Source organism: Streptomyces zagrosensis (assembly GCF_014203645.1).
Lineage (GTDB): Bacteria > Actinomycetota > Actinomycetes > Streptomycetales > Streptomycetaceae > Streptomyces > Streptomyces zagrosensis.
Genome location: NZ_JACHJL010000007.1, coordinates 247915 through 274895 on the forward strand (window position 1 = coordinate 247915; position 26981 = coordinate 274895).

The following is a 26981-nucleotide window of genomic DNA, read 5'->3' on the forward strand; positions in this document are numbered from 1 at the left end:
GCTGCGGCGCGGGCGCGACTGCCCCACCGCGACCCGCTACGGCGCCTGGCCCTGCGCTGGCCCGGCCGGAAACCCTTCGGCGACCGTGGCCGCCAGTCGCAGATACGCGTCAAGGGTCTTCGTATCGAGTAGCGACAGTCGCATCTCACCGCGCGCGGCCAGATGCGCATCGTGCGGGACCGTCAGCACGGCCCGGCACGGCCCCTCCAACTGTGCCTTCGCCTGGACGATGGGCAGCCGCTGCCGCCGGGGCACCCGCAGGTTGTCCCACAGCACGGTGATGCTGTTCTGGGCGAGGCTGGCGAAGCCCTCGTCGCGGAGCGCCGCGTAGAGGTCGGCCGTCTGCGCACAGCCCACCCCCGTGGTCGTGCTGACGACGATGAGCTGATCCACCGAGGTCCGCAGCCCCAGTTCGTGGAGTGCGTCGGGGCGGTGCTGCCCTGCGTTGGTGAGGGTCAGCGCGTAGTGCGGGGTCAGCCGCTGGATGAGCGCGGAGTAGGCGGCGGGGAAGTCGCCGAGAACGGATGCTGCCGGCTCGGCGCCCTGGGTCAGCACCTTGAGCCCGGAGGGGCCGGGCGACAGACACGAGGCGATCTCCGCGGCCATGCGGGCGCCCGGCTCGACGCCCAACACTTCGGAGATGCCCCGCGGATTGGCCCAGCGCAGGCGGCCGGTGACGTGGGAGCCGCCTGGGCCGGCATCGACGGCGATGATCTGGTCCGTCCTGGCAGCCGCGAAGACCCCACCGAGGGCGAGCACGGTCGTAGCGGTGCCGGCGCCGAACTCGGCGCCAAGCACCGCGATGCGGTGGCACTTCGGCAGCGGTGTGCGGATGCGGCTCAGCCAGGTCTCCCGCTGGGCCGCCGCGGCCTTGCCGCCTGGCAGCATGGTGCGCAGCCCGCGCCGCCTCAGCAGCGGATCGAGGTCGTGCGCATGGGGGGCCGCCCAGGCCGCGGCGGACTGTGTCGTGGCTGTGGGGGGAGCCTCGTACGGCGGCGGAGGTGCCGTCGGGGCCGGCGCGGGGGGCGCGGCGGTGGGCGCGTCGTCGCCGGCGGTGCGCGCCGGGTTCGGGGCGGGGGAGACGTATCGGCCGATGAACTCGGCGACGTAGCGGGCCGTTGGCCTGCTGCCGGGATCGGGGGACAGGCACTGCATGACGAGGTTGCGCACCGGCTCCCAGTACGGGCCTTGCCACCACCGCGAGCCCACCCACCGCTCCTGGCTGCCGTCGCGGGTCGCCTCCAGGGCCAGGGTCCGTTCGCCGCCGCCGAGCGCCAACAAGATCGTGCCCAGCGTGTACACGCTGTCTTCGGCGACGCCGCCGGGAAGGGAGCCCCGCATATGCATGTCGTGCAGCGAGACGGAGGGCCAACCCGCCAACTTCACCGCGTCCCCGGCCAGCAGCACCGTGTCTGTGGACAGGGTGGGGTGCTCGACGCCCTGCGCGCCGCACAGCGCGACCGCGTCAGCGACCTGACAGGCGACGGATGCTGCGGTGAGCGCATCCCAGGCCAAGTCGGTCCCGTCGGCGAGCAGCGAGGCCAGCGAGCGGGCGAGGCCGCCATTCGGGCCACGTAGCAACTCGCAGGCCAACCACGGCTGAGCGCCGCCAAGTTCCGTATCGAGCAGCTGTGGCGCGTATCGGCCAGCCATGCGGCGCAGCGCGTCCGCCTCCGTGTGCAAGGTGTTCGCTTCCATGCGCAGCCGCTGCGCCTGTGCGCGGAGCACCTTCGGGGCGGTGCGCTGTTCGGGCTCCGTGCCCCGGATGGCGCCGGACGTGGTGCGCAGGCAGGCGTAGGTACCAGTCTGTTGATGCCTGCCCAGGTAGAGCACGCGGTCGAGGCTGGCGCTGATGCGCCCGACCAAGGTGTACGGCCCGAGCTGGGTCGGATCGTACGGCCGCAGCGGAGGCCAGTTGAACGGGTTGCCGGGCAGTGGTCTATCGGCGGTGTTCGGGGCGGCGGCGCCCGGTGGTGGGAACGTGTTGAGCAGGGTGCCACCGGCTGGAGCCAACTGCGGCCAGTGGCTCGGCGGCTGGCTCGATCCCCCCGCGTCTCGTGGCCCTTCCCGCGGGTCCTGACCATGGGCAGACCCGGGGAGCAGCAGGCCGCAATCGATGCAAAACCGTGCGTCGGAAAGCGACAGCGCTGAGCAGTAAGCGCAGCGCAGCACCGCGTCCGCCCCGTTGTAGTCCGGGTCGTACAGATTGTGTCCGCAGTGGTCGCAGGAGAAGTCGGCATGGCGTGTGTAGCTGCCGCACTGTGGGCAGTACGCACCGGCCTTGATGGGCCATTGCTCGTCAACCGGCTGGGACGGCACGGCGGGTGGTTCCGTACCCGTCTCGGCGGTGGCCCGCAGCGGGGACGGCGTGCTCGCTCGCGCCGCATCCGGCCCGGGCTGCTGCTCTGGACCCTGGCTGTCCTGGCTGTCCCGGCTGTCCTGGATGCCTTGGCTGCCCTGGTCCGGCTCCTGTTCCGTCTCCGCAGGCCCGGAGGGCGGTGGCGCATCGGGCGTAGGCGGCGCCGGGGCATCGGTCACGGGCAGCGCCGGGGCGCCGAAGCGGGCTGCCAGGCGCGGGCCGACCTCGGCGAAGGCGCGGGCGCCCGCAGGGGCGGTGTCCACGCCGCGCGGATGCGCGAGCCAGGCGGGGAAGTCGGGGGAGCGGCCCGCGAGTTCGCCAAGCAACTGGCCGATATGGCGCCCCGTGTCCAGGAGTTCGGCCGCTGGTACGGCATCGAGTAGCACGTCCACGGTGGCCCGCGTGAAGTCGAAGACCCGATGCTGCGGGGGCAATCCGCTGGCCCCGCAGCCGCCGCCGTGGCTGCCGTACGGCGCGTCGGCCGGGCGCAGCAGCCCGCCGAGGAACACCTCCGCGAGCTGCGCGGTGTCCGCCCGCCACGGCACCGCCGCCTGCACCAGCCGCATCACCGGTACGGACACGGGGGCGATGGCGGCCAGATGGGCGGCCAGCCGATACGCCTCGGGGGAGGCCGCGTCCTTGAACCGCTGTACCCGCCGGATGCCATCGGCGGTGGACTCGGGGCCCGGCTCCCTGGGCCGCGGGGTGGGGGCCGGCGCAGGCGCGACCAGCACGGCAGGCGCCGCCGGGCGCAGCAGCGGCAGCAGCGTGCTGCCACCGGGCGATGCCACCAGTCGGGCCCAGTCGGAGACCGGCGCCGCGGCCGGTTCGAGCACCGGCACCGGCACCCCGTCGAACGAGGCGAGCGACGGGGGCAGCACCGGGTCGGCCACCGTCCAGTCCGCGTTGGCCGCACCGCGCTGTTGCGTGGTGACCCGCCAACGATCGGCGCGGATACCGGAGCCGTCCCACAGCCGGGGCGGCAGCGCGTGCACGATGGCGGTGGGGCCGTGCCGGGCCCAGCGCAGCACGGCGGCGTGCTTGCGGCCGTCCCGCCAACTGGGCCCCATCCCGTCGCTGAGTACGAGCACCAGGGTCTGTCCGGACAGATCGGTGAGCGAGCCGGTCGGCGCGGTGGGTGCGGTCGCGTCGAACGGCCGCCCGCGCAGCCCCGGCACCCCCGAGGGCCCGTCAGTGTGCAGCCCGTACGTACGCACCACGCGGAACGCGCCCACGCGCTGCACCAGGGCCCGCAGCTCTGTCGCGAGCCGCTGCCACAGCAGCATGGACATGCCGTCGTCGATGACGAGGGCGAGGTCCAGCCAGCGCTCCCTGGCCGGGCGCAGTGCCACGTCGGGCAACCCGGTCTCGGCGAGGGCTGTGACCGTCGCGTCGGCGTCGAACTCCCCGCGGGTGCTGGACAGTCGGTGCTGTTTCAGCGGGCGCATCGCCCGGCTGATCCGCAACTCATCGCGCAGCGCCTTCCTCTCCGGCACCCGCAGCGGCTGCACGGCTGGCACCGGCGGGTTGGTCGGCGTGGCCCGCGCGGGCTCGGGCGCCGCGTACAGCCGGGCCGCCGCGCTCGGTGGCGCCTCGCGCACCCGGGGCGGCGGCGAGGCGATGGGCCCCAGCAGTTCGGCAGCTTCGATCTCCTCTGGTTCGCCCGGTCCGTCCACCTCTGACGCGCTCGGCTCGGTGGTCCCGGGCTGCTGGGTGCCCGAGGTGCTCCCGCCACTCGCGAACGCATCGGCCAGCGCCTGGAGCACCGGGGCGGTGGCGTCGGTGGGCATGCGACGGGCCAGCCATAACGCATCGAGCAGTTCGGGGTGCGAGAGTTCCACCCCGCAGTCGGCGAGCACCCCGAGAAACGCGGTCACGTGCTCACCGACGCGCTCCGCGGCGCGGGCCTCGCTCGCGCCGCCGGCCACCCACGGCGCCCGGGTGTCGCCGCCGCGCTCGTTGGAGGCGGCCAGCGCGTCGTCAGGGGCGGGCCCGATCTCGTCAGGGGTGAGGGCGGGGAAGTCGGGATCGCTGAAGTCAGGCGCGGAGTAGTGGACGTCCCGACGGCTCCCGCACGCGTCCCGCCGGCTCCCGCGCGCTTCCCAGCGCCCGAGGCGCGCCGGTCCATCGCCCGCGCCCGGCTCCCGCGGCTCACCGCCGTTCGCCATCCCTAGATCGCCCCGCCCAGCCGGTGCAGCACGGCGTCGAGTAGCCCCTCCGCGTCCAGGTCAACGCCGCCAGCGCGCAAGAACACCGCGTTGAGCAACTGGTCGGTGGCCAGCTCCCCGGGCGCCCGGCGGTGCAGGAACGCCTGAAGCAGATCGTCCACCGCGAGCAGCGAACCCGCGCCCAGGTGCGCGCTGACGATCGCGCGCAGCCGCTCCTCGTCAGGGTCCGGCAGTTCAAGACGTACGCAGCGGCGTAGAAAAGCGGGCGGGAAGTCGCGCTCACCGTTGCTTGTGATGACCACGATGGGAAACTCCCGGCACCGCACCTGGCCCCGCAACACCGTGGTGCGCTCATCCGCCCGAGCCGTCAGCACCTCCACCGCATGCTGGTCCTCGGGCAGCCGCGCCAACTCCGGGACCTCGAACTCGCCCTCCTCGAAGACCGTCAGCAAATCGTTGGGCAGGTCCACATCGCCCTTGTCCAACTCATCGACGAGCAGCACCCGCGGTCGGCCCGGTGCGGTCAGCGCGGTGCCCAGTGGGCCAAGTCGTACGAAGTCGCCGATGGGCGGCTCAGGAACGTTGCGGTCCCGACTCAGCGTCGCCTCGCGCAGCCTGCCGATAGCGTCGTACCGGTAGAGGGCGTCCTGCACGGTGGAGCGGCTGTTGACCGGCCAGCGCAGCACATCCCCGAGGTCGAGCTCGTAGGCGACCGCCCGCGCCAGCGACGACTTGCCGGTGCCCGGATGGCCGGTGACCAGGAGCGGACGGCGTAGATGAAGCGCGGCGTTCACGATGTCCGCGTGTCTGCGCTCGATCAGATACGGCGAGCGCTCCGCGGCGCCGGAGCGGCCATCGCCGCCGGACTGGCCGGTGCCACCGAACCGGCGCCAGGGCGGCGGTGGTGGCAACGGCAGCCCACGCCGCTCACCGTCGCCGCGAAACAGTCGCCAACTCCCGTCCATACTCTGGCCTTCCCCGCTCATCGACTCTGTCCGATCGGCGCCATAGCTCGGTGCTGCCCGCTCTGCCCGGCTTGCTCATTTCGTCGGGCCCTTGTCCCTGCTGGCCTTGACGGGATCATCGGCTGCATCGTGTCCCAAAGCCCCCTACCGTAACCACGGCCGTCACACCGGCCTGGTGGGATCGGCTAGTTCCAGGCGCGGTGGCGGGCGATCGGCGTCCGCCCACGCCAGCGCCGGACGCCCCACATAGGCGTCAGGCTGGGCCAGTGTGGACGCCCGGTAGGCGCGTACCCGCTCCGGAAGGTGCCGTACCGGCGCCTCCAACTCCCGTTGGGCCGCGGCTGAGGCAGGCGGCTGATCGCGGTACCACAACACCACCGGCACGCCCATCGCCAGGCACACCTGCACAATCGTGGTACGCAGCGCCGGCGGTACGTCGCCCACGGCCACCCTGGCCGCGTCCGGACGCGCGAGGAGCAGCCCGTACACCTCATTGGTGCCGCCGGTGGCAGGGCCTAGCCGCACCGTCTCCGCCTGGTCGAGTTGCTGCCACCGGTGCCGCCAGTCGGCCGCGTACCGCTCATCCCCGCGCCGCACCAGTTCGGGGCAGTTGACGACGAGCGGATATTCGGCGCCCAGCACGCCCACGAGCAGCCCGCCGGGGCCCGGCACCTGCCATTCGTCCACCGGAAGGTCCAACGCGTCGCGGTCCACGAGGATCTCGATGACCGGCCGGGACCCCTCGGTACGCAGCCGATGCAGCGGGCCGAGCACGGCCAGGATCTCCTGGGCGGCCTCCACCGCGCCGCGCGGGCGCTCGCTGTCCTCGCCGACCTGGCGCGGCCCTTCGCCCTCGTCACACCACATCCGCAACTGGTAGCGCTCACCGCTGGCTTGCCCGCTGCCAACCTCCCCGTTGGCAGCGCCGCCCCCGCTGTGCGCACCCTGCGCAGTGTTCGCAGCATGCACAGTGGTCGCAGTGTTCAGCACGGTGTTCGCAGCATGCACTGTGTTCACAGCGGGTGCACTGTTCTCATCGCGATACCGAGTCAACCGTACGAGCACCCGGGGTGGCGGGGACGGAGCGAGCTGCGCCTCGGCCCACTGGTGGGCGTCGGCACGGCGCTCCTTGAGCGCCGACGCGTGGATGCCGATCCTGGACGCGACCCCCGCACACCAACCGCGCAACTCGGCCCGCGCCGGTACGGGGCAGACGGCGGCCAGGTACTCCACCATCCGCAGCAGCCCCGGCACGGCCGATGTGCCGTCAGGCACCGGGTGGCTATCGCCCGGCAGCGTCTCCAGATGCCGGACCAGGGCCGCGATCCCGGCGACGTCGGCCGGCGCGGCGCGATCGCCCCACGCGGTTTCCCCCTCGGGCGCCAACGACACCCCGGCCACCGACAGCGCGGCCCGAGTGGCGGACGGCAGCCAGTCGAGAGTGTTGGCGGGCAGGCGCGACAGCACCCGGCACAGGCTGTCCAACTCGCCGGGCGACAACAGCCGCGGCACCTTCGACACCCGCCCCAAGGCCAGCAGTTCGGCAGTCGCGCCGGGCGCCGCCGGGTGCAGCAGCTCGGTCAGCGCGGCGAGTGCCCGCTCCTGCGCGAGCAGGAGACCCGCGAACACATGGGCCGAAATGGGCGACGCTCCGACGCCGCACCAGTCATCGTCCTGCGGGCCGTGCGCGTACCCGACCTCCACCCGTTCCGCGACCTGCACGCGCTCCGACGCGGGAACCCAACTCCCCTTGTGGTCACCGTAGTTGGCACACCTGTCATACCCGTCATACCCGTCATGCCTGTCGTGGCCGCTGCGGCGGTTGTGGTTGCTGTGGTTGCCGCCGCGCTCGTCGGCCGCCGTACGGACCGTGCTACTGCCGGCCGCCTTGGCGGCACCGCCCCCAAGGCCCACACCAGGTCCCGCCTGGTAGGTGCCGTCGTCGCGGTCGGGCGCCGGCCGCGCGCATTCATCGACGACGAGACGAGCGCACTCGGTGCGCCACTGCGGGTCCGGTAGCGCGCGGGCGATGGCACCGGCCAGGTCGCGCCGGATCGGATCGTGCGGCTCCGGCCGTCCGGTCCGCGCACCGTTCGCCCCGCCCACCTGCTCCGCCCCGCTCAGCAGCCATTCAGCTTGCACGGCCGCCAGTTCGGCCCGCACCCGCTGCCAAGGAATACCCCAGCCGCGGCGGGCGACGTGCCGCGGGGAGTACGGCAGGGACCTGCCGGACGGCTCGACCGGTGCCGACAGCGCCCCCGCCACCAGGCCGACCACCGCGCCATCGGAACCGGACCACAGCGGGCCCCCGCTATAACCCTCGTCGATGTCGGCGCCGGCAAGCGACTCGCCGTCCACGTAACCGATCCGGCCATCACACGACCACACGCGCGCCCGCGCCCGCGTCGCCTCGTGCCCCGCGCAGTGCCAGGCGTGCACGGCCTGGCCCTCGGCCATCGCGGCCCACCGCGGCGGACGCACCTGCCCCGGCAACTCTTCGGTCAGTTCCAGTACGGCCAGATCCCCGTCCCACTCCAGCGCACCAGTCTCACAACCCGGCCCTGGCGGCACCCACACCAGCAGTCGGGCCAGTCGCTCGTGCGGGCCGCCCGGCCCGTGCACACGGACCGGAAAGTCGGTGGGCTCCGGATGGCCGGTGGCCTCCTTGCGCTGGGCGCGGGCACTGTTGATGACATGCGCACAGGTCACAAACCGCTGCCCGGGCAGCAGCACACCCGAACCAACGGAACGCTGCTCCGCCAACGTCAGCACCGACACCAGCACCGGACGCCCCGCACCCTTCGCGGGCAACGGCCACTCCACGCTCACCCCGCGCACGTGCCGGGTTCGAGGCGAGGGCTTCGGCCCCCTTCGTACGCGGCTCCGTACGCGGCTTCGTACGCGGCGAAGCGTGCGCCCCAGCGTGGCGCGGGGCGGCGGGGTCTGGCGGGAAACACGGCTCGGCGGTTCACCCTCACCATGATGCAGACCGCCGCCCCACCGGTCTCCTGCTATGCCGTAACAACCAGGGCACATCGGTGCGGTCGGCCCCGGCGGCGCGACGAGCCCGCGGGGCCCCGGACGCACGGTGACGGTCACCCAGCGCATCCCGCCGACCCTCCGGGGCCCCCGCACCCCCCGGGGTGCGGGGAGGTGATCAGCGGACGCTAAGGGCCATGTCGGATTTCCGCGAGCCATGGTCGTCCGCACCGGGGATGCTCAACGCATGCACACTGACTTCGACCGGTGCGTGAGAGCCGTCCAATCCAAGGACGCCCGCTTCGACGGCTGGTTCTTCACCGCCGTTTTGACCACCCGCATCTACTGCCGCCCGAGCTGCCCGGTGGTGCCGCCCAAGGTCGAGAACATGTCGTTCTACCCGAGCGCAGCCGCCGCCCAGCAGGCCGGCTTCCGGGCCTGCAAGCGCTGCCGCCCGGACGCCAGCCCCGGCTCGCCCCAGTGGAACGAGCGAGCCGACCTCGTCGCCCGCGCCATGCGGTTGATCGCGGACGGTGTGGTGGACCGCGACGGCGTCCCCGGACTCGCCGCCCGGCTCGGCTACAGCACCCGACAAATCGAGCGCCAACTCCTGGCCGAGCTGGGCGCGGGCCCCCTCGCACTCGCCCGCGCCCAGCGCGCGCAGACCGCCCGGCTGCTGATCGAGACCAGCGACCTGCCCATGGCCGAGGTGGCGTTCGCCGCGGGGTTCGCCAGCATCAGGACCTTCAACGACACCGTGCGGGAGGTCTTCGCGCTCTCCCCGACCGAGCTGCGCGGTCGCACCCGCGGCGGCGCGCGACCCGCCGCCCCCGGCGCGCTCAGCCTCCGACTGCCCTTCCGCGCCCCGCTGTGCCCCGACAACCTGTTCGGGCACCTCGCGGCGACCGCCGTACCCGGCGTGGAGGAGTGGCGCGACGGCGCGTACCGGCGCACCCTGCGCCTGCCGTACGGGCACGGCATCGTCAGCCTCCGCCCGACCCCCGACCACATCGGCTGTCACCTCTCGCTGACCGACCTGCGCGACCTGGCAGGCGCGATCAGCCGCTGCCGCCGACTCCTTGACCTGGACGCCGATCCGGTCGCCATCGACGAACTGCTGCGCACCGACCTGGAGTTGGCGCCGCTGGTGGACAAGGTGCCAGGACGCAGGGTGCCGCGTACGGTGGACGCCGACGAGTTCGCCGTACGAGCCGTCATCGGCCAACAGGTATCCACGGCCGCCGCCCGCACGCATGCCGGGCGGCTCGTCACCGCCCACGGTGAACCGGTCGATGACCCCGCGGGCGGCCTCACCCACCTCTTCCCCAGCACGGCGGCACTCGCCGATCACGACCCCGAAGCGCTCGCCATGCCCCGCACCCGGCGGGCCACCATCGGCGGCCTGATTGACGCGCTGGCGGCCGGCGACATCGCCCTCGGCGTCGGCAGCGACTGGGATCGGGCCCGCGCCCAGTTGACGGCGCTGCCCGGGATCGGGCCATGGACCGTGGAGGTCATCGCCATGCGCGCGCTGGGTGACCCGGACGCCTTCCTCCCCACCGACCTCGGCGTGCGCCGCGCCGCCGCGGGCCTTGGGCTGCCGGCGACGCCCGGCGCGCTCGTTAGGCACAGCGCCCGATGGCGGCCCTGGCGCGCGTACGCCGTGCAGTACCTGTGGGCCACCGACGACCACCCGATCAACCTGCTGCCCGAAGGCTGATGATGGGGCGGCACACCCCATGCCGCGACGGCCCGCCACGGCCGCCCCGGCGCCGCCCATGCGGTGGCGCGCCCCGCGCCGCCGCACCGGATACCCTCACTGCGCCCGACTTCAAAGGAGACCGACCCGCCGTGCCCGTACGCGTCCACACCTTGATCGACAGCCCTTGCGGTCCACTCACCCTGGTGGCCACCGATGGGTTGCTCTCCGGGCTGTACATGACCGACCAGCGGCATCGGCCACCGCAGGAGACGTTCGGTGAGCCGGACGACACCCCGTTCCCCGAGGTCATCCGGCAGCTCTGCGACTACTTCGACGGGGGCCGCGCCGACTTCGCCGGGCTGCCGATCCAGCTGTCCGGCACCGCCTTCCAGCGCCGTGTATGGGAGCAACTGCAAGCCATCCCGTACGGCGAGACCATCTCCTACGGGCAACTGGCCGACGACATCGGCCAGCCGGGTGCCGCCCGTGCGGTGGGCCTGGCCAACGGCAAGAACCCGATCAGCATCATCGTCCCCTGCCACCGGGTCGTCGGCGCCACGGGCAACCTGACCGGGTACGGAGGCGGCCTGCCGCGCAAGCGTCGGCTGCTGGACTTCGAGCGAGGCCGCATCACGTGCGCGGATGGGTCGTTCGTCGATGCCCCCGGGGCAAGGTTGGCTCAGGACCAACTCTTCTGATCCGCCATGCGGCAGGGGGAGCGCGTCCAGGTGTGTGGGGCCGCCAGGCGCGGCGGCAGCGCTCAGGCCAGCAGTTCACGCACCTCGGCCAGCGCATCCACCTGGGCCCGCCAGTCGCCATCGGCGAACCCCATGACGATGTGCCGCGCTCCCGCCCCCCAGTACGGATGCAACTGCTCCGCCGCCTCGCGCGGCCCGCCGGTCACCGGCACGGACGCCAGCCGCTCCACGGGCATCCCGTACGCCACCGCCATCCGGGCGGCGATCTCCGCGCGGCCGGGCAGCCCGGGTGCGGCACCGAGCACCCCCGTGGCGCCAACGGCCACCGTGGGCGCGGGGCGGCCACGCCACACGGCCCGCTCGGCGAGCTGCACCACCCCGTTGGCCACCTCGTCGGGCGTGACCAGTGAGGGGAACCAACCATCCCCGTAGCGGATCGCGCGCCGTATCGCAGCGGGCGAGTCACCGCCCACCCACACCGGCGGTTGCGGCACCGTGGGCGTCAGCTCCAAGTCAAGGCCGCCCGGCTCGTCCGGCAGGCGGACTCGCTCACCGGCGAGCAGCCGGGGCAGTAACGCCAGTGCGGTATCCGTGCGTACGTCCCGCTCGGCGTACGGCACCCCGGCCGCCGCCCACTGCGCGGCCCCGCCCCCGGTGCCGATGCCAAGAACGAGCCGATCGCCCACCACATGCCGCAGACTGGCGATCTGCCGCGCGGCCCACGCCAGCGGGCGAATGCCGGGCACGTAGCCGGCGGAACAGATCCGCACCCGCTGGGTCACGGCGGCCACCGCAGCCAGCGCGACCGCCATCTCCACCGATGGTCCCGCGCCCACCAGTTGATCGCCCTGATCGCCGTACGCGACGAGGTCGAGCCCCACGCCCTCGGCATGCTGGGCGGCGGACGCGAAATCGAGCCTTTGCTCGTGCTGGACGGTGAGGGACGGCAGGACAACGCCGATCTCCAGGCGTGCGAGGGTTCTCGTCATGCCGTAACGGTGCAACTTCAAGGCCACTTGAGGTCAATGCCGCCCATGCGGCGCCGCGGGAACACGCGGCTGCGGCTCAGCCGGAGCGGCTGGACTCCCCAGACTCGCCAGTCCCACCGCCGGCCCCACCACTCCCGCCAGACCCACCAGACCCACCCGAGCCGCCAGACCCACCCGAGCCGCCAGACCCACCCGAGCCGCCAGACCCACCCGAGCCGCTAGACCCACCCGAGCCGCCAGTTCCGCCGGGCCCCGGCTCATCGCCGGCCGACGCACGCTCGGCGGCCCGGCGCAGCCGGGGGTGACGGGGGTGCCGGGTGGGGGCCTGTTCGGTGAGGGCGTCGCCGATCATCGCGCGTACCGCGTCCCGTAGCCCGTGCATCGGGTGCTGCCGGGTGGGCCCGGCCCCCGGGTCCGTACGCAACTCCCGCAGCAGCGCCCAGCACAGCGCCAGCATCACCAGCACGAACGGTAGCGCTACCAGGATCGTGGCCGTCTTCAGTGCGTCGAGACCGCCGGCGACCAGCAGTACGGCGGCCACCGCGGCCATCAAAATGCCCCAGGCGACGACCAGCCAGGTGCGCGGATGCAGGGAGCCCCTGCTGGTCAGCGAGCCCATCACCAGCGATGCCGAGTCGGCGCTGGTGATGAAGTACGTCATCACCAGCGCCATCGCCAGCCAAGAGGTGACCGTGCCCAGCGGCAACGCGTCCAGCATGGCGAACAGCGAGGCTTCCGCGCCGTCCTTGGCCTTTTCCGTCAGGTCAGCGGTGCCGCTGGAGTCCAGCCGAATGGCGCTTCCGCCCATCACACAGAACCAGATCATCGTCGCGCCGCTGGGCACCAGGAGCACCCCGATCAGGAATTCCCGAATAGTGCGGCCCCGCGAAATACGAGCGATAAAGGTGCCCACGAACGGTGCCCAGGACAACCACCACGCCCAGTAGAAAATGGTCCAGGTGCCAAGCCAGCTCTCGTCGGTGAAGGCACCGGTATGCGAGGCCATCGGCAACAGATCGCTGAGGTAGCCGCCCACGCTCGCCGGGATGCTGTCCAGGACGTACACCGTAGGCCCGACGACGAAGACGAACAACATCATCAGCGCGGCCAGCACGACGTTGAGGGTGCTCAGCCACTTGACGCCCTTGTGCAGCCCCGAGAAAGCGGAGGCCACAAACGCGGCGGAAAGCGCGAAGATAATGACCAGCTGTGTGGTCTTGGTGTTTTCCACACCAGCGGTGAGATTCAGCCCCTCGGCGACCTGCAACGCACCGAGGCCAAGGCTGGTCGCGGTGCCGAAGACGGTCGCGAACACCGCCAGCAGGTCGATCGCCTTGCCCTGCCAGCCATCGGCCCGCCGGTCGCCGATGAGGGGCACGAACGCGGAGCTGAGCCGGTTGCCGCGCCCCTTGCGGAACACGGCGTAGGCGAGGGCGAGCCCGGCGATGCCGTAGATCGCCCAGGGCGTGAGCGTCCAGTGGAAGAACGAATACTCCATGGCGGTACGGGCCGCCTCGCTCGTACCCCCACGTTCGCCGCTTGAGGGCGGCGGATCGGTGTAGTGCTGCAAGGGCTCGCCGACCCCGTAGAACATCAGGCCGATGCCCATGCCCGCGCTGAACATCATCGCGATCCAGGCGAGATTGCCGAACTCCGGCTCGGAGTCGTCCGGGCCCAGCCTGATCCGGCCGAATCGGCTCATGGCGATCACCAGGCACAGCACCAAGAACACATCGGCGGCGACCACAAACAGCCAGCCGAAATTGGTCAGCACCCAGTTCAGCGCGGTGTCCGAGGTATCGGCGAAGTTGTCCTTGGCGAGGGCTGCCCAGCCAACGGCGGCCAACACGGCCACCACCCCGATGACGACGACCGTCCTATCGGGCGAGGGGTCGTGCACGGCGGCCGGACCCTCGTCCGGGCCGGGCGTGGGGTCGGTTTGCTCGATGGGCGGGGTACTCATGGCGTCCCACTATGGTGCGCTAAAGCGCTCTATGCGCCCGTGGCGCGCCGTTTGGCAACGACTGCGGCCATGGGCAGCCCAGGGCCCCTGCGGATAGGGTCGCAGCGGCGCGACTGCCTGTGCGACAGCACAGCCGGAAGCAAGGGGACGCAAGGTGGCGGATGCCGCGAGGACAACCGGGACAGGCGCCACCAACGCACGGCACACATCAGGCGTATCGGGCGTGCCGGATATGTCGGGTGTATCGGACATGTTGAGCGCATCGGGCAGGACGGGCGCGACAGCGGGCGCCGTGGCGAGCGTGCTGATCGCCGCCGATAAGTTCAAGGGCTCCCTGACGGCCGTGCAGGTCGCCGACCATCTGACGGCCGGCCTGCGCTCGGCCGCCCCCGGCGTACGGGTGGAGTCGGTGCCGGTCGCCGATGGCGGAGACGGGACGGTGGACGCTGCGGCGGAGGCCGGGTTCGAGCGCCGTACGGTGCGGGTCACTGGGCCGTTGGGCGACCCGGTCGCCGCCTCGTACGCGCTATGTGGCACGACCGCCGTGGTCGAGATGGCGGAGGCGTCCGGGCTGCGGCAGCTGCCCGCCGGCGTATTCGCGCCGCTGACCGCCACCACCTACGGCACTGGCGAGCTGCTGCGCGCCGCCCTGGACGCGGGCGCCCGCACGATCGTCTTCGGCGTGGGCGGCAGCGCGACCACCGATGGCGGCGCGGGCATGCTCGCGGCGCTCGGGGCCCGTCTGCTGGATGCGCGGGGCCGCCCGATCGGCCCCGGCGGCGGTGCGCTGCGCGATCTTGCCGAGGCCGACCTTTCGGGGCTCGACAAGCGACTCACGCATACGGCCATCACGCTCGCCAGCGACGTGGACAACCCGCTCACCGGGCCCACGGGCGCGCCCGCGGTCTACGGCCCGCAAAAGGGCGCTAGTGCGGCGGACGTAGCAGCCCTGGACGCGGCCTTGGCGCACTACGCGGACGTGCTGGAGCGCGCGGTGGGCCCGAGCGCCGCCGCGTACGCCCAGGCACCGGGAGCGGGCGCGGCGGGCGGCATCGGCTACGGGGCGCTGGTCGGGCTCGGCGCGCACTTCAGGCCCGGCATCGAGGTGATGCTCGATGTGCTCGGCTTCGCCCCGGCGCTGGCCCGCGCCGACCTGGTGATCACCGGTGAGGGCTCGCTCGATGAGCAGACCCTGCACGGCAAGGCCCCCGCGGGCGTCGCGGCGGCGGCGCGGGCGCACGGCGTGGAGGTGGTGGCCGTCTGCGGTCGCCTGGCGCTGGCCCCCGGCGCCCTGGGCCGGGCAGGCATCCGCCATGCGTACGCGCTCACCGCGCTCGAACCGGACCCGGCACGCTGCATGGCCGAGGCGGGACCACTCCTCGAACGCGTGGCCGCGCAAATCGCGGCAGACTTCCTGACCTGACCTGACCTGACCTGACCTGACGCGACCTGCCTGGTTCCGGGTAGGCACAGACCCGAGCCATGACGAAGGGCCCGAGCGGTGTGCTCGGGCCCTTCGATGGTCGGTGGTTCTCGCGGGATGAGCCGCTACGGCAACTGCGTTGCCCTGGCCTCGCGCCGGTTGTCCCGGAAGGTGTTGACCCGCCGGGCCGTCGCAAAGAGCGGAATGACCGCGCCCAACACGACCTGGAGCGCGCAGCCCGTCTGGAGCAGCAGCTCTCCACCGGGGGCCTCGAAGGCCCACGCGCCCAGCAGGCCCATGCTCAGCATGATCCAACCCAGCATGGCGACCGCGAGCGGACCGCGCGGCTTGGGGTACTCCACCCGGCTCACCATCAGCCAGGCGACGCCCACGATGGCGAGCAGCGTCGGGAAGAACGGCAGCTCAAGCAGCACCACAGAGATCACGGTCAGCGCCCCGAAGGGGCTTGGCATGCCTTGGAAGACGCCGTCGCGCAGTGTCGTACACGAGAATCTGGCGAGTCTGAGCACGACGGCGAGCAGGACCACGATCGCGGCGACCGCCGATACGCGCTGATAGGCGTCGTCGGCGACCATGCCCCACACCACGACGAAGTAGGCCGGGGCGAGGCCGAAGCTGATCAGGTCGGAGAGGTTGTCCAGCTCCGCGCCCATCGCCGAGCTGCGCAGCTTGCGCGCCACCAGCCCGTCGAAGAGGTCGAAGACCGAGGCGAGCAGCATCAGCATGACCGCGGTGGCGGCGCTGTGCCGGGCCATTCCGCCGTCCTCGTTGCCCGTCAGATGCGGGATGAGGACGCCGGTGGTGGTGAAGTACACGGCCATGAAGCCGCAGGTGGCATTGCCGAGGGTGAGCGTGTCGGCTATCGACAGCCGCGTTGACAGCGGCATGTCGTCCGTATCGTCAGCGCCCTCGTCGGCTTCGGGGACCCAGGTCGTCTGGGCCTCCGGATCAACTACGGTCAAGGCGAGTCACCCCCGCGGTGGTGGTTTCGCCAACCTCGACCGCGGCCTCGACACCTTCCGGAAGGTAGATGTCTACCCGCGAACCGAACCGGATGAGTCCGATCCGCTCGCCCTGCTCGACCTTGGTGCCCTGCGGTACGTAGGGCACGATGCGGCGGGCGACGGCGCCGGCGATCTGCACCATCTCGATGTCCCCGAGTTCGGTGTCGAAGTGCCAGACAACGCGCTCGTTGTTCTCGCTCTCCTTGTTGAACGCCGGGATAAACCCGCCGGGGATGTGCTCGACCGAGTCCACCGTGCCCGCGAGCGGTGCTCGGTTCACGTGGACATTGAGCGGGCTCATGAAGATCGCGACCCGGGTACGGCCGTCCTTCCACGGCATGATGCTCTGCACCACGCCGTCAGCGGGAGAGATGACCCGGCCCTGCGCGATCTCGCGCTCTGGGTCGCGGAAGAACCACAGCATGCCCGCCGCAAGCGCGGTGGCAGGCACGGCAGCGGCAGCCCAGCGCCCCGAGCGACGGGAGCGAGCCAGGCTCACCGCCGCCGTAGCGACGGTCGGAAGGAGCCACGGCGACGCTCCGCGCGCGAGGCGTACGCGTGCGCGGGGTGCAGAGGAAGAGCTGTGGGGCATGGATGACCTTCGTAGCGGAGGATGCCGCTTAGCGAAAAAGGGGACGGCGGCTTTCCCGGGATGGTATCGGTTGCGAGCGGCAACTGGGCAAGCGCCAGGGCTAGTCGGTGGCCGAAGACCGGTGACGGGTTGTGATCTACTTCTCGAAAAAACCACCCCGAAATGGACAATTACCCCTGGAAGCGGTACTCCTCTAGCAGACGACGGCCGATGATCATTTTCTGGATCTCGGCGGTGCCCTCGCCAATGAGGAGCATGGGCGCCTCCCGGTAGAGACGCTCGATCTCGTATTCCTTGGAGAAGCCATAGCCGCCATGGATGCGGAAGGCGTCCTCCACGACCTCTTTGCAGAACTCGGCAGCCAGGTACTTGGCCATCCCCGCTTCGAGGTCGTTGCGCTGCCCGGAGTCCTTTTTCCGGGCCGCATTGACCATCATCGCATGGGCGGCTTCGACCTTGGTCGCCATTTCCGCCAGTTTGAACTGAATCGCCTGGTGCTGCGCGATTGGTTTGCCAAACGTATGCCGCTGCTGCGCGTAGGAAACGCCCAGCTCAAAGGCGCGCTGCGCGACCCCGCAGCCGCGTGCCGCGACATTTACGCGGCCGACCTCGACGCCGTCCATCATCTGATAGAAACCGCGCCCGGTGGCTCCGCCGAGCACTCGGTTGGCCGGAATGCGGAGCCCGTCCATGATCAGCTCGGTGGTGTCTACCCCCTTGTAGCCCATCTTGTCGATCTTGCCGGGGATGGTCAGCCCGGGGAGCACCTCGCCGAACCCCGGTTTCTTCTCGACCAGGAAGGTGGTCATCGACCGGTGCGGCTTGGCGGCGGCCTCCTCCGGGCTGAGTCCCTCGTCTGTCCGGCACAGCACGGCCACCAAAGAAGAGGTCCCGCCGTTGGTCAGCCACATCTTCTGGCCGGTGAGCACGAAGTCATCGCCGTCCCGTACGCCCTTGGACGTGATGGATGACACATCTGACCCCAGGGCCGGCTCCGACATGGAGAACGCGCCGCGGATGTCGCCCGCCGCCATCTTCGGCAGGTAGTAGTCCTTCTGTTCCTGCGTGCCGTGCTGCTTGAGCATGTACGCAACGATGAAGTGCGTATTGATGATGCCCGACACGCTCATCCAGCCGCGGGCGATCTCCTCCACGCACAGCGCATAGGTGAGCAGCGACTCACCAAGGCCCCCGTACTCCTCCGGAATCATCAGTCCGAAGACGCCAAGTTCCTTCAGGCCCTCGACGATCTGGCTCGGGTACTCGTCGCGGTGCTCCAACTCGGTGGCGACCGGCAGGATCTCCTTGTCGACAAAGTCCCGCACCGTGGAGAGGATTTCGCGCTGGATCTCACTGAGACCCTCGGTCTGCGCGAGACGGCTCATCTCACTTCTCCTTCTTCGCAGGGAACTTCGCAGAAGTCTGGGCGGGCGCCTGAGTGGAGGCCTTGGCGGGCGTACGGAGTTCGGGGCGGCCCGGCTGTTCGCCGCCGCGCTCCTTGATGTAGGTGGCGTTGGGCACCATCACCTTGCGCCGGAAGACACAGACGAGCGTGCCGTCCTGCTGGTAGCCCTTGGTCTCGACGTAGACGATGCCGCGGTCCGCCTTGGACCGTGACGGGGTCTTGTCCAGCACCTCGGTCTCGCCGTAGATCGTGTCGCCGTGAAAGGTCGGCGCCACGTGGCGCAGCGATTCGACCTCCAGGTTGGCGATGGCCTTGCCCGAGACATCGGGAACGGACATGCCCAAAAGCAGCGAGTAGATGTAGTTGCCGACGACCACGTTCTTGCCGAAGTCCGTTGTCTCCTCCGCGTAGTTGGCGTCGAGGTGCAACGGGTGGTGGTTCATGGTGAGCAGACAAAAGAGGTGGTCGTCGTACTCGGTGACCGTCTTGCCGGGCCAGTGCTTGTACACATCGCCGACCGTGAACTCCTCATAGGTCCGGCCAAACTGCATGGGTGCTGTCCCTCCGGGATGGCGCCCCGGACCCGTTGGGGGCCCGGGACGGGAACGTGGTGTGTGGGCCGCGGCCCGGCGGGAGCCGGTCAGGCAGCGGGTGGCTCGAACTTGCCGGTACGGGGCATGCCAGCCGCCCGGCCCTTGCCCGCGATCACCAGCGCCATCTTCCGGCTGGCCTCGTCGATCATCTCGTCACCGAGCATCGCGGAACCCTTCTTGCCGCCCGCCTCCGATGTGCACCACTCGTACGCGTCGAGGATCAGTTCGGCGTGGTCGTAGTCCTCCTGCGAGGGCGAGAACACCTCGTTGGCGGCCTCGACCTGGCCCGGGTGCAGCACCCACTTGCCGTCAAAGCCGAGGGCCGCCGCCCGACCCGCCACCTCGCGGTACCCGTCCACGTTCTTGATCTGTAGGTACGGGCCGTCGATGGCCTGAAGATCGTTGGCGCGAGCCGCCATCAAGATGCGCATCAGGATGTAGTGGTACGCGTCGGCCGGATAGCCCGGCGGCTGCTCGCCGACCACCAGCGTCTTCATGTTGATGGAGGCCATGAAGTCGGCCGGGCCGAAGATGAGGGTCTCAAGGCGCGGTGACGAGGCCGCGATCTCATCGATGTTCACCAGGCCCTTGGCGTTTTCGAGCTGCGCCTCGATGCCGATCCGGCCGACCTCGAACTCCATCGTCTTCTCGATCTGCGTGAGCAGCAGATCGAGGGCGATGACCTGCTGCGCGTCCTGCACCTTGGGCAGCATGATGCAGTCCAGATTGGGTCCTGCACCCTCGACGACCGTGATGACGTCCCGGTAGGTCCAGTGCGTGGTCCAGTCATTGACCCGTACCGTGCGAGTCTTACCGGTCCAGTCACCGGTGTTCAGCGCCTCGACGATGGTGTGCCGGGCCCCCTCCTTGGCCAGCGGCGCGCACGCGTCCTCCAGATCCAAGAAAACCTGGTCGGCGGGGAGGCCCTGGGCCTTCTCCAAAAAGCGCGGGTTGCTGCCGGGGACAGCGAGGCAGGAACGGCGCGGGCGCAGCCGGTTGACGGGCGACACCTCGGCGGACGGGTGGGCACTCATGCGGGGGCCTCCAGGGAGTCGAGCTTGTTCGCTTTGCGGATCTCATCGACGATACGGCCGATGATCTCGGTGATACCGAAGTCCTTGGGAGTGAAGACCGCCGCGACTCCGGCCGCGCGCAGCGCGCTGGCGTCGGCGGACGGGATGATCCCGCCGACGATCACCGGGATGGGGGTGTCTCCCGAGCTGTTCGGTCCGAGGGAGACGGTGACACCGGCCTCACGCAGCCTGCCGAGCACGTCCGGGACCAACGCGGCGTGCGAACCGGACAAGATGGACAGGCCGACGCAGTGCACGTCCTCGGCGATGGCCGCGGCGACGATCTGCTCCGGGGTGAGCCGAATCCCCTGGTAGATCACCTCGAAGCCCGCGTCCCTGGCCCGTACGGCGATCTGTTCGGCACCGTTGCTGTGCCCGTCAAGGCCGGGCTTGCCGACCAGCAGCCGCAGCTTGCCGGTGCCGAGGTCGGCCGCCGTCTTGGCGACCTTGTCCCGTACGGCGCCCAACGTGCTGCCCGGCTCGGCGGCGACCGCCAGCGGGGCGCTGCTGACCCCGGTGGGGGCGCGGTACTCGCCGAACACATCGCGCAGCGCCCACGACCATTCGCCGGTGGTCACGCCCGCCCGTACGCACTCCAAGGTCGCCGGCATCAAGTTGGCGCTGCCGGCAGCGGCGGCCTTGAGGGCGGACAGCGACTCCTGGGCGCGCGCCTCGTCTCGGTCATCGCGCCAGCGGTGCAGCGCGGCCACGACCCCGGCCTCGTTCTCCGGGTCCACCGTCATGATCGCCGTGTCGAGGTCGGCAGTGAGCGGATTGGGCTCGGTCGTCTCGTAGCAGTTGACGCCGACGATCAATTCCTCACCGGCCTCGATCTTCGCCCGCCGCTGCGCGTGCGAAGTCACGAGCTGGGACTTGAGATATCCGGTCTCAACGGCCGCCATCGCGCCGCCCATCTCCTGGATACGGTCGATCTCGGCCAGGCACTCCGCGGTGAGGTCCGCCACCTTGGCCTCGATGACATGCGATCCGGCGAAGATGTCCTCGTACTCCAGCAGATCGCTCTCGTGCGCCAGGACCTGCTGAATGCGCAGCGACCACTGCTGGTCCCAGGGCCTGGGCAGGCCGAGCGCCTCGTTCCACGCCGGCAGCTGTACGGCGCGGGCGCGGGCGTCCTTGGAGAGGGTGACCGCGAGCATCTCCAAGACGATCCGCTGGACGTTGTTCTCCGGCTGCGCCTCGGTCAGACCGAGCGAGTTGACCTGCACGCCATAACGGAAGCGGCGCTGCTTGGGGTTGTCCACCCCGTACCGCTCACGGGTAACCTGATCCCAAATGCGGCCAAACGCGCGCATCTTGCACATTTCCTCGATGAACCGCACGCCCGCGTTGACGAAGAACGAGATGCGCGCCACCACATCACCAAACCGCTCCGGCGGCACCTGGCCGGACTCGCGTACGGCGTCGAGCACGGCGATGGCCGTACTCATGGCGTACGCGATCTCCTGCACCGGCGTGGCCCCGGCCTCCTGGAGGTGGTAGCTACAGATGTTGATCGGATTCCACTTGGGGATGTGGTTCACCGTGTAGGCGATCATGTCGGTGGTCAGCCGCAGGCTGGGGCCAGGCGGGAAGACATGCGTCCCACGCGACAGATACTCCTTGACGATGTCGTTCTGCGTGGTGCCCGACAGCTTGGTCAGGGCCTCCTGGCCAAGACCCTGTTCCTCGGCCACCACCTGGTACATGGCCAGCAGCCACATCGCCGTGGCGTTGATGGTCATGGAGGTGTTCATCTGCTCCAGCGGGATGTCCTGAAACAGCCGCCGCATATCACCCAGGTGGGAGACCGGGACCCCGACCCGGCCGACCTCGCCGCGAGCGAGGACGTGGTCGGGGTCGTAGCCGGTCTGCGTCGGCAGGTCGAACGCGACCGAAAGGCCGGTCTGGCCCTTGGCGAGATTGCGCCGGTACAGGGCGTTGGACGCTTCGGCGGTGGAGTGCCCGGCGTACGTCCGCATCAGCCACGGCCGGTCCTTGTGACGATCAGTCATGTAGGTGAGTACCTCAGACGTTCCGACGGGATGGTGGATCGTTGCTGCGTTGCTGCGTTGCTGCGTTGCTGCGTTGCTGCGTTGCTGCGTTACGCGTATCGGCTGTGCTTGTTGTTCCGCTCCGCTACGCGTCGCGGCTGTGCTTGTTGTTCCGCTCCGCTACGCGTCGCGGAAGCGATTAATGGCGTCGATGTGTTGTGCGCGCAGTTCCTCGTTGCGGACGCCGAGTCCTTCCTCCGGGGCGAGGGCGAGGACGCCGACCTTGCCCTGATGGAGGTTGCGGTGCACGTCGTAGGTCGCCTGGCCGATCTCGTCCAGCCGGTACGTCTTCGACAGGGTGGGGTGAATCTTTCCCTTGGCGATCAACCGGTTGGCCTCCCACGCCTCGCGGTAGTTGGCGAAGTGCGAGCCGACGATCTTCTTCAGCGACATCCACAGATAGCGGTTGTCGTATTCGTGGGTGTAACCGGATGTCGAGGCGCAGGTGACGATGGTGCCCCCCTTGCGGGTGACGTAGACGGAGGCGCCGAACGTCTCGCGGCCCGGGTGCTCGAAGACGATGTCCACGTCCTCGCCGCCGGTCAGTTCGCGGATGCGCTTGCCGAAGCGCTTCCACTCGCGCGGGTCCTGGGTGTGCTCGTCCTTCCAGAACCGGTAGCCCTCGCCATTGCGGTCGATGATCGCTTCGGCGCCCATGGCGCGGCAGATGTCCGCCTTCTGGTCGCTGGAGACCACGCAGATGGGGGTGGCGCCGCCGGCGAGTGCGAGCTGGGTGGCGTAGGACCCCAGGCCGCCGCTGGCGCCCCAGACCAGGACGTTGTCGCCCTGCTTCATTCCAGCGCCGTTGCGGGAGACGAGTTGCCGGTACGCGGTGGAGTTCACCAAGCCGGGCGCTGCGGCCTCCTCCCAACTGAGGTGGCCCGGTTTCGGCATGAGCTGGTTGGACTTGACCAGAGCGATCTCGGCGAGGCCACCGAAGTTGGTCTCGAAGCCCCAGATGCGCTGCTCGGGGTCGAGCATGGTGTCGTTGTGCCCATCGGATGACTCCAACTCGACGGACAGGCAGTGCGCGACCACCTCGTCACCAGGGCGCCAGGCGTTGACGCCGGGGCCGGTACGCAGCACGACGCCCGCCAGATCGGAGCCGATCACGTGGTAAGGGAGATCGTGTCGCTGCGTGAGCGGCGAGAGCTTGCCGTAGCGCTCCAGGAAGTTGAAGGTCGAGACGGGCTCGAAGATCGAGGTCCAGACGGAGTTGTAGTTCACCGAGCTGGCCATCACCGCGACCAGCGCCTCGCCCGGGCCCAGTTCGGGCACCGGGACCTCATCGAGGTGCAAAGACTTGCGCGGGTCCTTCTCCCTGGTGGTGAGGCCGTCGAACATCTCGGCCTCGTCCTTGTGCACGGTCACCGCGCGGTACGAGGAGGGCAGCGGTAGGGCCGCGAAGTCCGCGGACGTGCTGTCCGGAGCGAGGATCGCGTCCAGGATTTGGTTCATCGTGGGGCCTCCGGCGAAGCGTTTCGGGGACGCTTGGGGGAACGCTGGGCTCTGTACGGGGTGCGTGCCGTCGGTTCGGCGGTGCTGACGCGTGGCGATGCGCGGGGCTTCGCTTCACTCGGCTTCCACTTGTGGCGGAGGCCGCGCGGCGATGCGGCGCGAGAGTGCCTGTGACGCAGGCGTCCGGGCGGGCAAAAAGTGATTGCTGGGACAGCCGGCACACGACGAGTGTCTGCGTGCCGGCCGCCCGGACACCCTCAACGTATGGCACCGCGTGCCACCCTGCAAGACACTGGGTGCCAACAATTTCTCTCACTTGTCATCTGCCGTGCACGCATGAGCGTAAACGGCCGCCCGGGATGGGGCGGCCGTCGCTATGGGTGAGAGCGTGAGCTCGTATCGCTACGAGAGCGCTAGGCGAGTGCGGCGAGTGCGGCGAGTGCTACGAAGGTGCTGCAAGGGCGGCCATGCGGACGGTTGCGCGGATGGCCGCGAAGTTGGCGGCGGGGCGAGGCCGGCGAGTCAAGCGGGGCCGGCGAGGCGATCAAGACGATGTTGAGTCCTGTTGGATGGCCCTCTCGATGGCGCGCATCACATCGGCCAGCGGTGCGTCCGTACGAGCCACGGCCACCAGAACCTCGTTGTCCGCCGTCGCGATGGCGGCGGGCCGTTCGGCGGCGGGCCGGTAGGCGCCAAAGCCGGTGCCGAACGTCTTGCGGACGATCGCGAACGCGTGGTCGAGCTGCGTCTCCACATCGCCCTGCCCCTCAGAGCGCAACCAACGCCTGAGCACATGGTTGTGCGCGGTCACCACCGCGGACGCGGCGACCTCGGCCAGCAGCGGATCGTCGTTGCCGTGCCGATGCGCCGTCTCGTCGAAGTGGCCCAGGAGATAGCGGGTGAACAGCCGCTCGTAGCGGGCGACAGAGGCGATCTCCGCCTCCCGCAGGGTCGGCACCTCGCGGGTCAGCCGGTAGCGGGCCACGGACACGGCGGGATCGGCCGCGTACATCCGCATGACCTCCTTGATGCCCCGGCACACCGTGTCCAGCGGATGCTCGTGCGCGGGGGCGACCTCAAGCACGGCCTCGGCCCGTACCAACGTGTCATCGTGATCCGGGAAGATGGCCTCTTCCTTGGATCGGAAGTGCCGGAAGAAGGTGCGGCGAGCAACTCCCGCCCGGGCGGCGATCTCATCGACCGTCGTCGCCTCGTAACCCTTGGCCGCGAACAGGTCCATGGCGGCAGCCGCTAGCTTGCGACGCATGGTGAGCCGCTGTGCGGCGGCGCGGCGACTGCTGGCGCTCTCGCCTCCATCCGGCGTCTTGCCGGCGGTGGACTGCTGGTTACGGGCGGACTTTACGGGCTGGGCCATGGGGGGAACGTACTGCATTTTCCCCGAAGGCAGGTCAGTACCCCAGCCCTTGGAACCACCGCTGGACGGGTCGCCCAGCGGTTCGAGCAACCCGCCCCACCCCGCCTCCCTTCCCTGTGCCGCTGCGGGTGGATGGCGCTGCCCCCGGCCCGGGGACGAGGCAGCGCCCGCGCCGCTTTCGGCGGCGGCTGTGTTCCCGGTGTTCCCGGTGTTCCCGGTGTTCCCGGTGTTCTGGGTGTTCGCGGTGTCCCGGGCGCCCCCGGTGCTCTGGGTGTTCGCGGTGTCCCGGGCGCCCCCGGTGCTCTGGGTGTTCGCGGTGTCATCGGTGCCCCGCGGCTCAGGCCCTCGCATACTCGCGGAAGCCGCGGCCCGTCTTACGGCCGAGGCAACCCGCCGCGACCAGGTGCTCAAGCAGCGGCGCGGGAGCCAGGCCCGGATCGCGGAACTCGCGGTGCAGCACCTTCTCGATGGCCAGCGACACATCGAGGCCGACCACGTCGAGCAGTTCGAAGGGGCCCATCGGATAGCCGCCGCCCAGCTTCATCGCCGCGTCGATGTCATCCAGCGTCGCGTAGTGCTCCTGCACCATCTTCACCGCGTTGTTGAGGTAGGGGAACAGCAGCGCGTTCACGATGAAACCGGCCCGATCCCCGCAGTCCACCGGGTGCTTGCGCAGCACGGCGCACACGGCCCGAACGGTGGCGTGCGTCGTATCGGAGGTCAGCACGGTACGCACCACCTCCACCAACTTCATGGCCGGTGCCGGATTGAAGAAGTGCATCCCGATGACGTCCTGCGGGCGCGAGGTCGCCCGGGCACAGGAGATGACCGGCAGCGACGACGTCGTGGTGGCGAGCACCGCGCCCGGCTTGCACACCTTGTCCAGCATCTGGAAGAGCTGCTGCTTGACCTCCAATTCCTCGGCCACCGCCTCAACGGCCAGCTCCACATCGGCGAACGCGTCCAGCGATCCCGCCGCGGTGATCCGCCCCAGCGCGGCATCGCGCGCATCGGCGGTCAGCCGGCCCTTGTCCACCGAGCGGGCCAGGGACTTCGCGATGCGCGCCACGGCACGCTCCGCCTTCTCCAGGCTCCGGGCGGCGAGCACCACGGCGTACCCGGACTTGGCGAACACCTCGGCGATGCCGCTGGCCATGGTCCCCGAGCCCGCCACGCCCACGGAGCTGACCGGCCGGCTTTCGCCGGGCCCGGCGCACGCGTCGGCGGGCGTCTGCGCGTCCGGCACCACGGCGTCGCTGCCCGGCTGCTGGTACGTATAGAAGCCGCGGCCCGCCTTACGGCCCGTCAGGCCGGCCGCGCTGAGCTGGCCGAGGATGGGCGCGGGCGCGTGCAGCCGGTCGTGCGAGGCGGCGTACATCGCCTCAAGGACGGTACGGGCGGTGTCCACGCCGATCAGGTCGAGCAGCGCGAGCGGGCCCATCGGCAACCCGCAGCCCAGGCGCATCGCGGCGTCAATGTCCGCACGGGTCGCGTACTTCGACTCGTACATCGCAGCCGCCTGGTTGAGGTAGCCGAAAAGCAGCCCATCGGCGACGAAGCCGGGCCGGTCGCCGACCGACACGGGTTCCTTGCCGAGTTCCCTGGCGAGTGTGATCACCGAGGCGACGGCCGCCGGGGACGTGAGCACCGAAGAAACCACCTCGACCAGCTTCATGGCCGGAGCCGGATTGAAGAAGTGCAGGCCAAGGACGCGTTCGGGCCGGGCGGAGCCGGCCGCGAGCCGGGTCACCGACAGCGCGTTGGTGCCGGTCGCCAAGATCGTGTCAGGGCGCACGACGGCATCGAGCGCGCTGAACACCTCGCACTTGGTGCCGTAGTCCTCGGGCACGACCTCGATCACGAGGTCCGCGTCGGCCGCGGCCCGCAATTCAGGAAAGACGCGGAACCGGGCGAGCGCGTCCAGCCGTTCTTGCTCGGTGATCCGCCCACGCCGCACGGCGCGGGCGGTGGACGCCTCAAGGGCGGTCACGGCCTGCCGGGCCGCGGCATCGGAAACGTCGATGCCGATGACTTCACGGCCCGCACAGACGAGCACTTCGGCGATGCCGGTGCCCATGGTGCCCAGGCCGACGACGGCGATGGTGTGGACAGGCGTGGGATCAGGGGTGGACGAATGGTCCATCGCGAGACTCCAGAGAAAGT

At 70.4% G+C, this 26981-nt stretch carries 17 protein-coding genes; 3 read left to right on the forward strand and 14 right to left on the reverse strand.

The genetic code is table 11. The annotated features are described in order from the left end of the window. Positions 1-36 precede the first annotated feature (36 nt). The 3 genes from FHS42_RS15895 to FHS42_RS15905 all read right to left on the reverse strand — a co-directional run bounded on the left by FHS42_RS15895 (position 37) and on the right by FHS42_RS15905 (position 8303). Positions 37-4527, reverse strand: coding sequence for an SAV_2336 N-terminal domain-related protein (locus FHS42_RS15895; RefSeq protein ID WP_184572865.1), 4491 nt, complete (start codon positions 4525-4527; stop codon positions 37-39). Between the two features lie 2 nt (positions 4528-4529). Continuing rightward, a complete protein-coding gene (locus tag FHS42_RS15900; protein WP_184572866.1) occupies positions 4530-5513 on the reverse strand; it encodes an AAA family ATPase in 984 nt (327 codons plus the stop codon). A 141-nt stretch (positions 5514-5654) separates the two neighbouring features. Next, positions 5655-8303, reverse strand: a complete 2649-nt coding sequence (locus tag FHS42_RS15905) for a VMAP-C domain-containing protein (RefSeq protein WP_184572867.1) — start codon at positions 8301-8303, stop codon at positions 5655-5657. A 415-nt stretch (positions 8304-8718) separates the two neighbouring features. Here FHS42_RS15905 and FHS42_RS15910 point away from each other — a divergent pair, with 415 nt between their 5' ends. Both FHS42_RS15910 and FHS42_RS15915 read left to right on the forward strand, forming a co-directional pair. Continuing rightward, entirely contained in the window at positions 8719-10191 is a 1473-nt protein-coding gene (locus FHS42_RS15910; protein ID WP_184572868.1) for a DNA-3-methyladenine glycosylase 2 family protein, read from the forward strand. A gap of 131 nt (positions 10192-10322) precedes the next feature. Then, positions 10323-10871, forward strand: a complete 549-nt coding sequence (locus FHS42_RS15915) for a methylated-DNA--[protein]-cysteine S-methyltransferase (protein ID WP_312866896.1) — start codon at positions 10323-10325, stop codon at positions 10869-10871. A 62-nt stretch (positions 10872-10933) separates the two neighbouring features. Here FHS42_RS15915 and FHS42_RS15920 read toward each other — a convergent pair whose 3' ends face one another. Both FHS42_RS15920 and FHS42_RS15925 read right to left on the reverse strand, forming a co-directional pair. Beyond that, a complete protein-coding gene (locus tag FHS42_RS15920) occupies positions 10934-11860 on the reverse strand; it encodes an LLM class flavin-dependent oxidoreductase (RefSeq protein ID WP_184572869.1) in 927 nt (308 codons plus the stop codon). Positions 11861-11936: 76 nt separating this feature from the next. Continuing rightward, the gene (locus FHS42_RS15925; protein ID WP_246494848.1) at positions 11937-13823 is read right to left on the reverse strand and encodes a BCCT family transporter; all 1887 of its coding nucleotides are present in this window, start codon (positions 13821-13823) and stop codon (positions 11937-11939) included. Between the two features lie 250 nt (positions 13824-14073). Between FHS42_RS15925 and FHS42_RS15930 the strand changes: the two genes are divergently transcribed. Further along, positions 14074-15246 (forward strand): glycerate kinase, encoded by a 1173-nt coding sequence (locus tag FHS42_RS15930; RefSeq protein WP_184572870.1) that lies wholly within the window; start codon positions 14074-14076, stop codon positions 15244-15246. Positions 15247-15371: 125 nt separating this feature from the next. Here the strand turns inward: FHS42_RS15930 and pssA are convergent, their stop codons facing one another. The 9 genes from pssA to FHS42_RS15980 form a co-directional block, all read right to left on the reverse strand. Continuing rightward, on the reverse strand, positions 15372-16229 hold the full coding sequence (gene pssA, locus FHS42_RS15935; protein WP_184572871.1) for a CDP-diacylglycerol--serine O-phosphatidyltransferase: 858 nt from the start codon (positions 16227-16229) through the stop codon (positions 15372-15374). Then, on the reverse strand, positions 16216-16863 hold the full coding sequence (locus tag FHS42_RS15940) for a phosphatidylserine decarboxylase (RefSeq protein WP_184572872.1): 648 nt from the start codon (positions 16861-16863) through the stop codon (positions 16216-16218). The genes pssA and FHS42_RS15940 overlap by 14 nt, the downstream gene beginning before the upstream one ends. A gap of 170 nt (positions 16864-17033) precedes the next feature. Then, complete coding sequence (locus FHS42_RS15945; RefSeq protein WP_184572873.1) at positions 17034-18248, reverse strand: acyl-CoA dehydrogenase family protein; 1215 nt, start codon at positions 18246-18248, stop codon at positions 17034-17036. A gap of 1 nt (position 18249) precedes the next feature. Continuing rightward, entirely contained in the window at positions 18250-18819 is a 570-nt protein-coding gene (locus tag FHS42_RS15950) for a MaoC family dehydratase (protein ID WP_184572874.1), read from the reverse strand. An 89-nt stretch (positions 18820-18908) separates the two neighbouring features. Beyond that, positions 18909-19895, reverse strand: coding sequence for an HpcH/HpaI aldolase/citrate lyase family protein (locus FHS42_RS15955; RefSeq protein ID WP_184572875.1), 987 nt, complete (start codon positions 19893-19895; stop codon positions 18909-18911). After that, positions 19892-21946 carry an ethylmalonyl-CoA mutase gene (locus FHS42_RS15960; RefSeq protein WP_184572876.1) on the reverse strand — a complete coding sequence of 685 codons (2055 nt, stop codon included), beginning with the start codon at positions 21944-21946 and terminating at the stop codon, positions 19892-19894. The genes FHS42_RS15955 and FHS42_RS15960 overlap by 4 nt, the downstream gene beginning before the upstream one ends. Positions 21947-22105: 159 nt before the next feature. Continuing rightward, positions 22106-23443, reverse strand: a complete 1338-nt coding sequence (ccrA, locus tag FHS42_RS15965; protein ID WP_184572877.1) for a crotonyl-CoA carboxylase/reductase — start codon at positions 23441-23443, stop codon at positions 22106-22108. Positions 23444-23987: 544 nt separating this feature from the next. Then, a complete protein-coding gene (locus tag FHS42_RS15970; protein WP_184572972.1) occupies positions 23988-24836 on the reverse strand; it encodes a TetR family transcriptional regulator in 849 nt (282 codons plus the stop codon). 319 nt (positions 24837-25155) lie between these two features. Beyond that, positions 25156-26961, reverse strand: coding sequence for a 3-hydroxyacyl-CoA dehydrogenase family protein (locus FHS42_RS15980; RefSeq protein WP_184572878.1), 1806 nt, complete (start codon positions 26959-26961; stop codon positions 25156-25158). Positions 26962-26981: the final 20 nt, after the last annotated feature.

Excerpts from the sequence above, each read along its gene's own strand:
- FHS42_RS15895 (WP_184572865.1), bottom strand. The coding sequence starts at position 4,527 with ATGGCGAACGGCGGTGAGCCGCGGGAGCCGGGCGCGGGCGATGGACCG.
- FHS42_RS15900 (WP_184572866.1), bottom strand. The coding sequence starts at position 5,513 with ATGAGCGGGGAAGGCCAGAGTATGGACGGGAGTTGGCGACTGTTTCGC.
- FHS42_RS15910 (WP_184572868.1), top strand. The coding sequence starts at position 8,719 with ATGCACACTGACTTCGACCGGTGCGTGAGAGCCGTCCAATCCAAGGAC.
- FHS42_RS15920 (WP_184572869.1), bottom strand. The coding sequence starts at position 11,860 with ATGACGAGAACCCTCGCACGCCTGGAGATCGGCGTTGTCCTGCCGTCC.
- FHS42_RS15925 (WP_246494848.1), bottom strand. The coding sequence starts at position 13,823 with ATGAGTACCCCGCCCATCGAGCAAACCGACCCCACGCCCGGCCCGGAC.
- FHS42_RS15930 (WP_184572870.1), top strand. The coding sequence starts at position 14,074 with ATGTTGAGCGCATCGGGCAGGACGGGCGCGACAGCGGGCGCCGTGGCG.
- FHS42_RS15940 (WP_184572872.1), bottom strand. The coding sequence starts at position 16,863 with ATGCCCCACAGCTCTTCCTCTGCACCCCGCGCACGCGTACGCCTCGCG.
- FHS42_RS15945 (WP_184572873.1), bottom strand. The coding sequence starts at position 18,248 with ATGAGCCGTCTCGCGCAGACCGAGGGTCTCAGTGAGATCCAGCGCGAA.
- FHS42_RS15950 (WP_184572874.1), bottom strand. The coding sequence starts at position 18,819 with ATGCAGTTTGGCCGGACCTATGAGGAGTTCACGGTCGGCGATGTGTAC.
- FHS42_RS15955 (WP_184572875.1), bottom strand. The coding sequence starts at position 19,895 with ATGAGTGCCCACCCGTCCGCCGAGGTGTCGCCCGTCAACCGGCTGCGC.
- FHS42_RS15960 (WP_184572876.1), bottom strand. The coding sequence starts at position 21,946 with ATGACTGATCGTCACAAGGACCGGCCGTGGCTGATGCGGACGTACGCC.
- ccrA (WP_184572877.1), bottom strand. The coding sequence starts at position 23,443 with ATGAACCAAATCCTGGACGCGATCCTCGCTCCGGACAGCACGTCCGCG.
- FHS42_RS15970 (WP_184572972.1), bottom strand. The coding sequence starts at position 24,836 with ATGCAGTACGTTCCCCCCATGGCCCAGCCCGTAAAGTCCGCCCGTAAC.
- FHS42_RS15980 (WP_184572878.1), bottom strand. The coding sequence starts at position 26,961 with ATGGACCATTCGTCCACCCCTGATCCCACGCCTGTCCACACCATCGCC.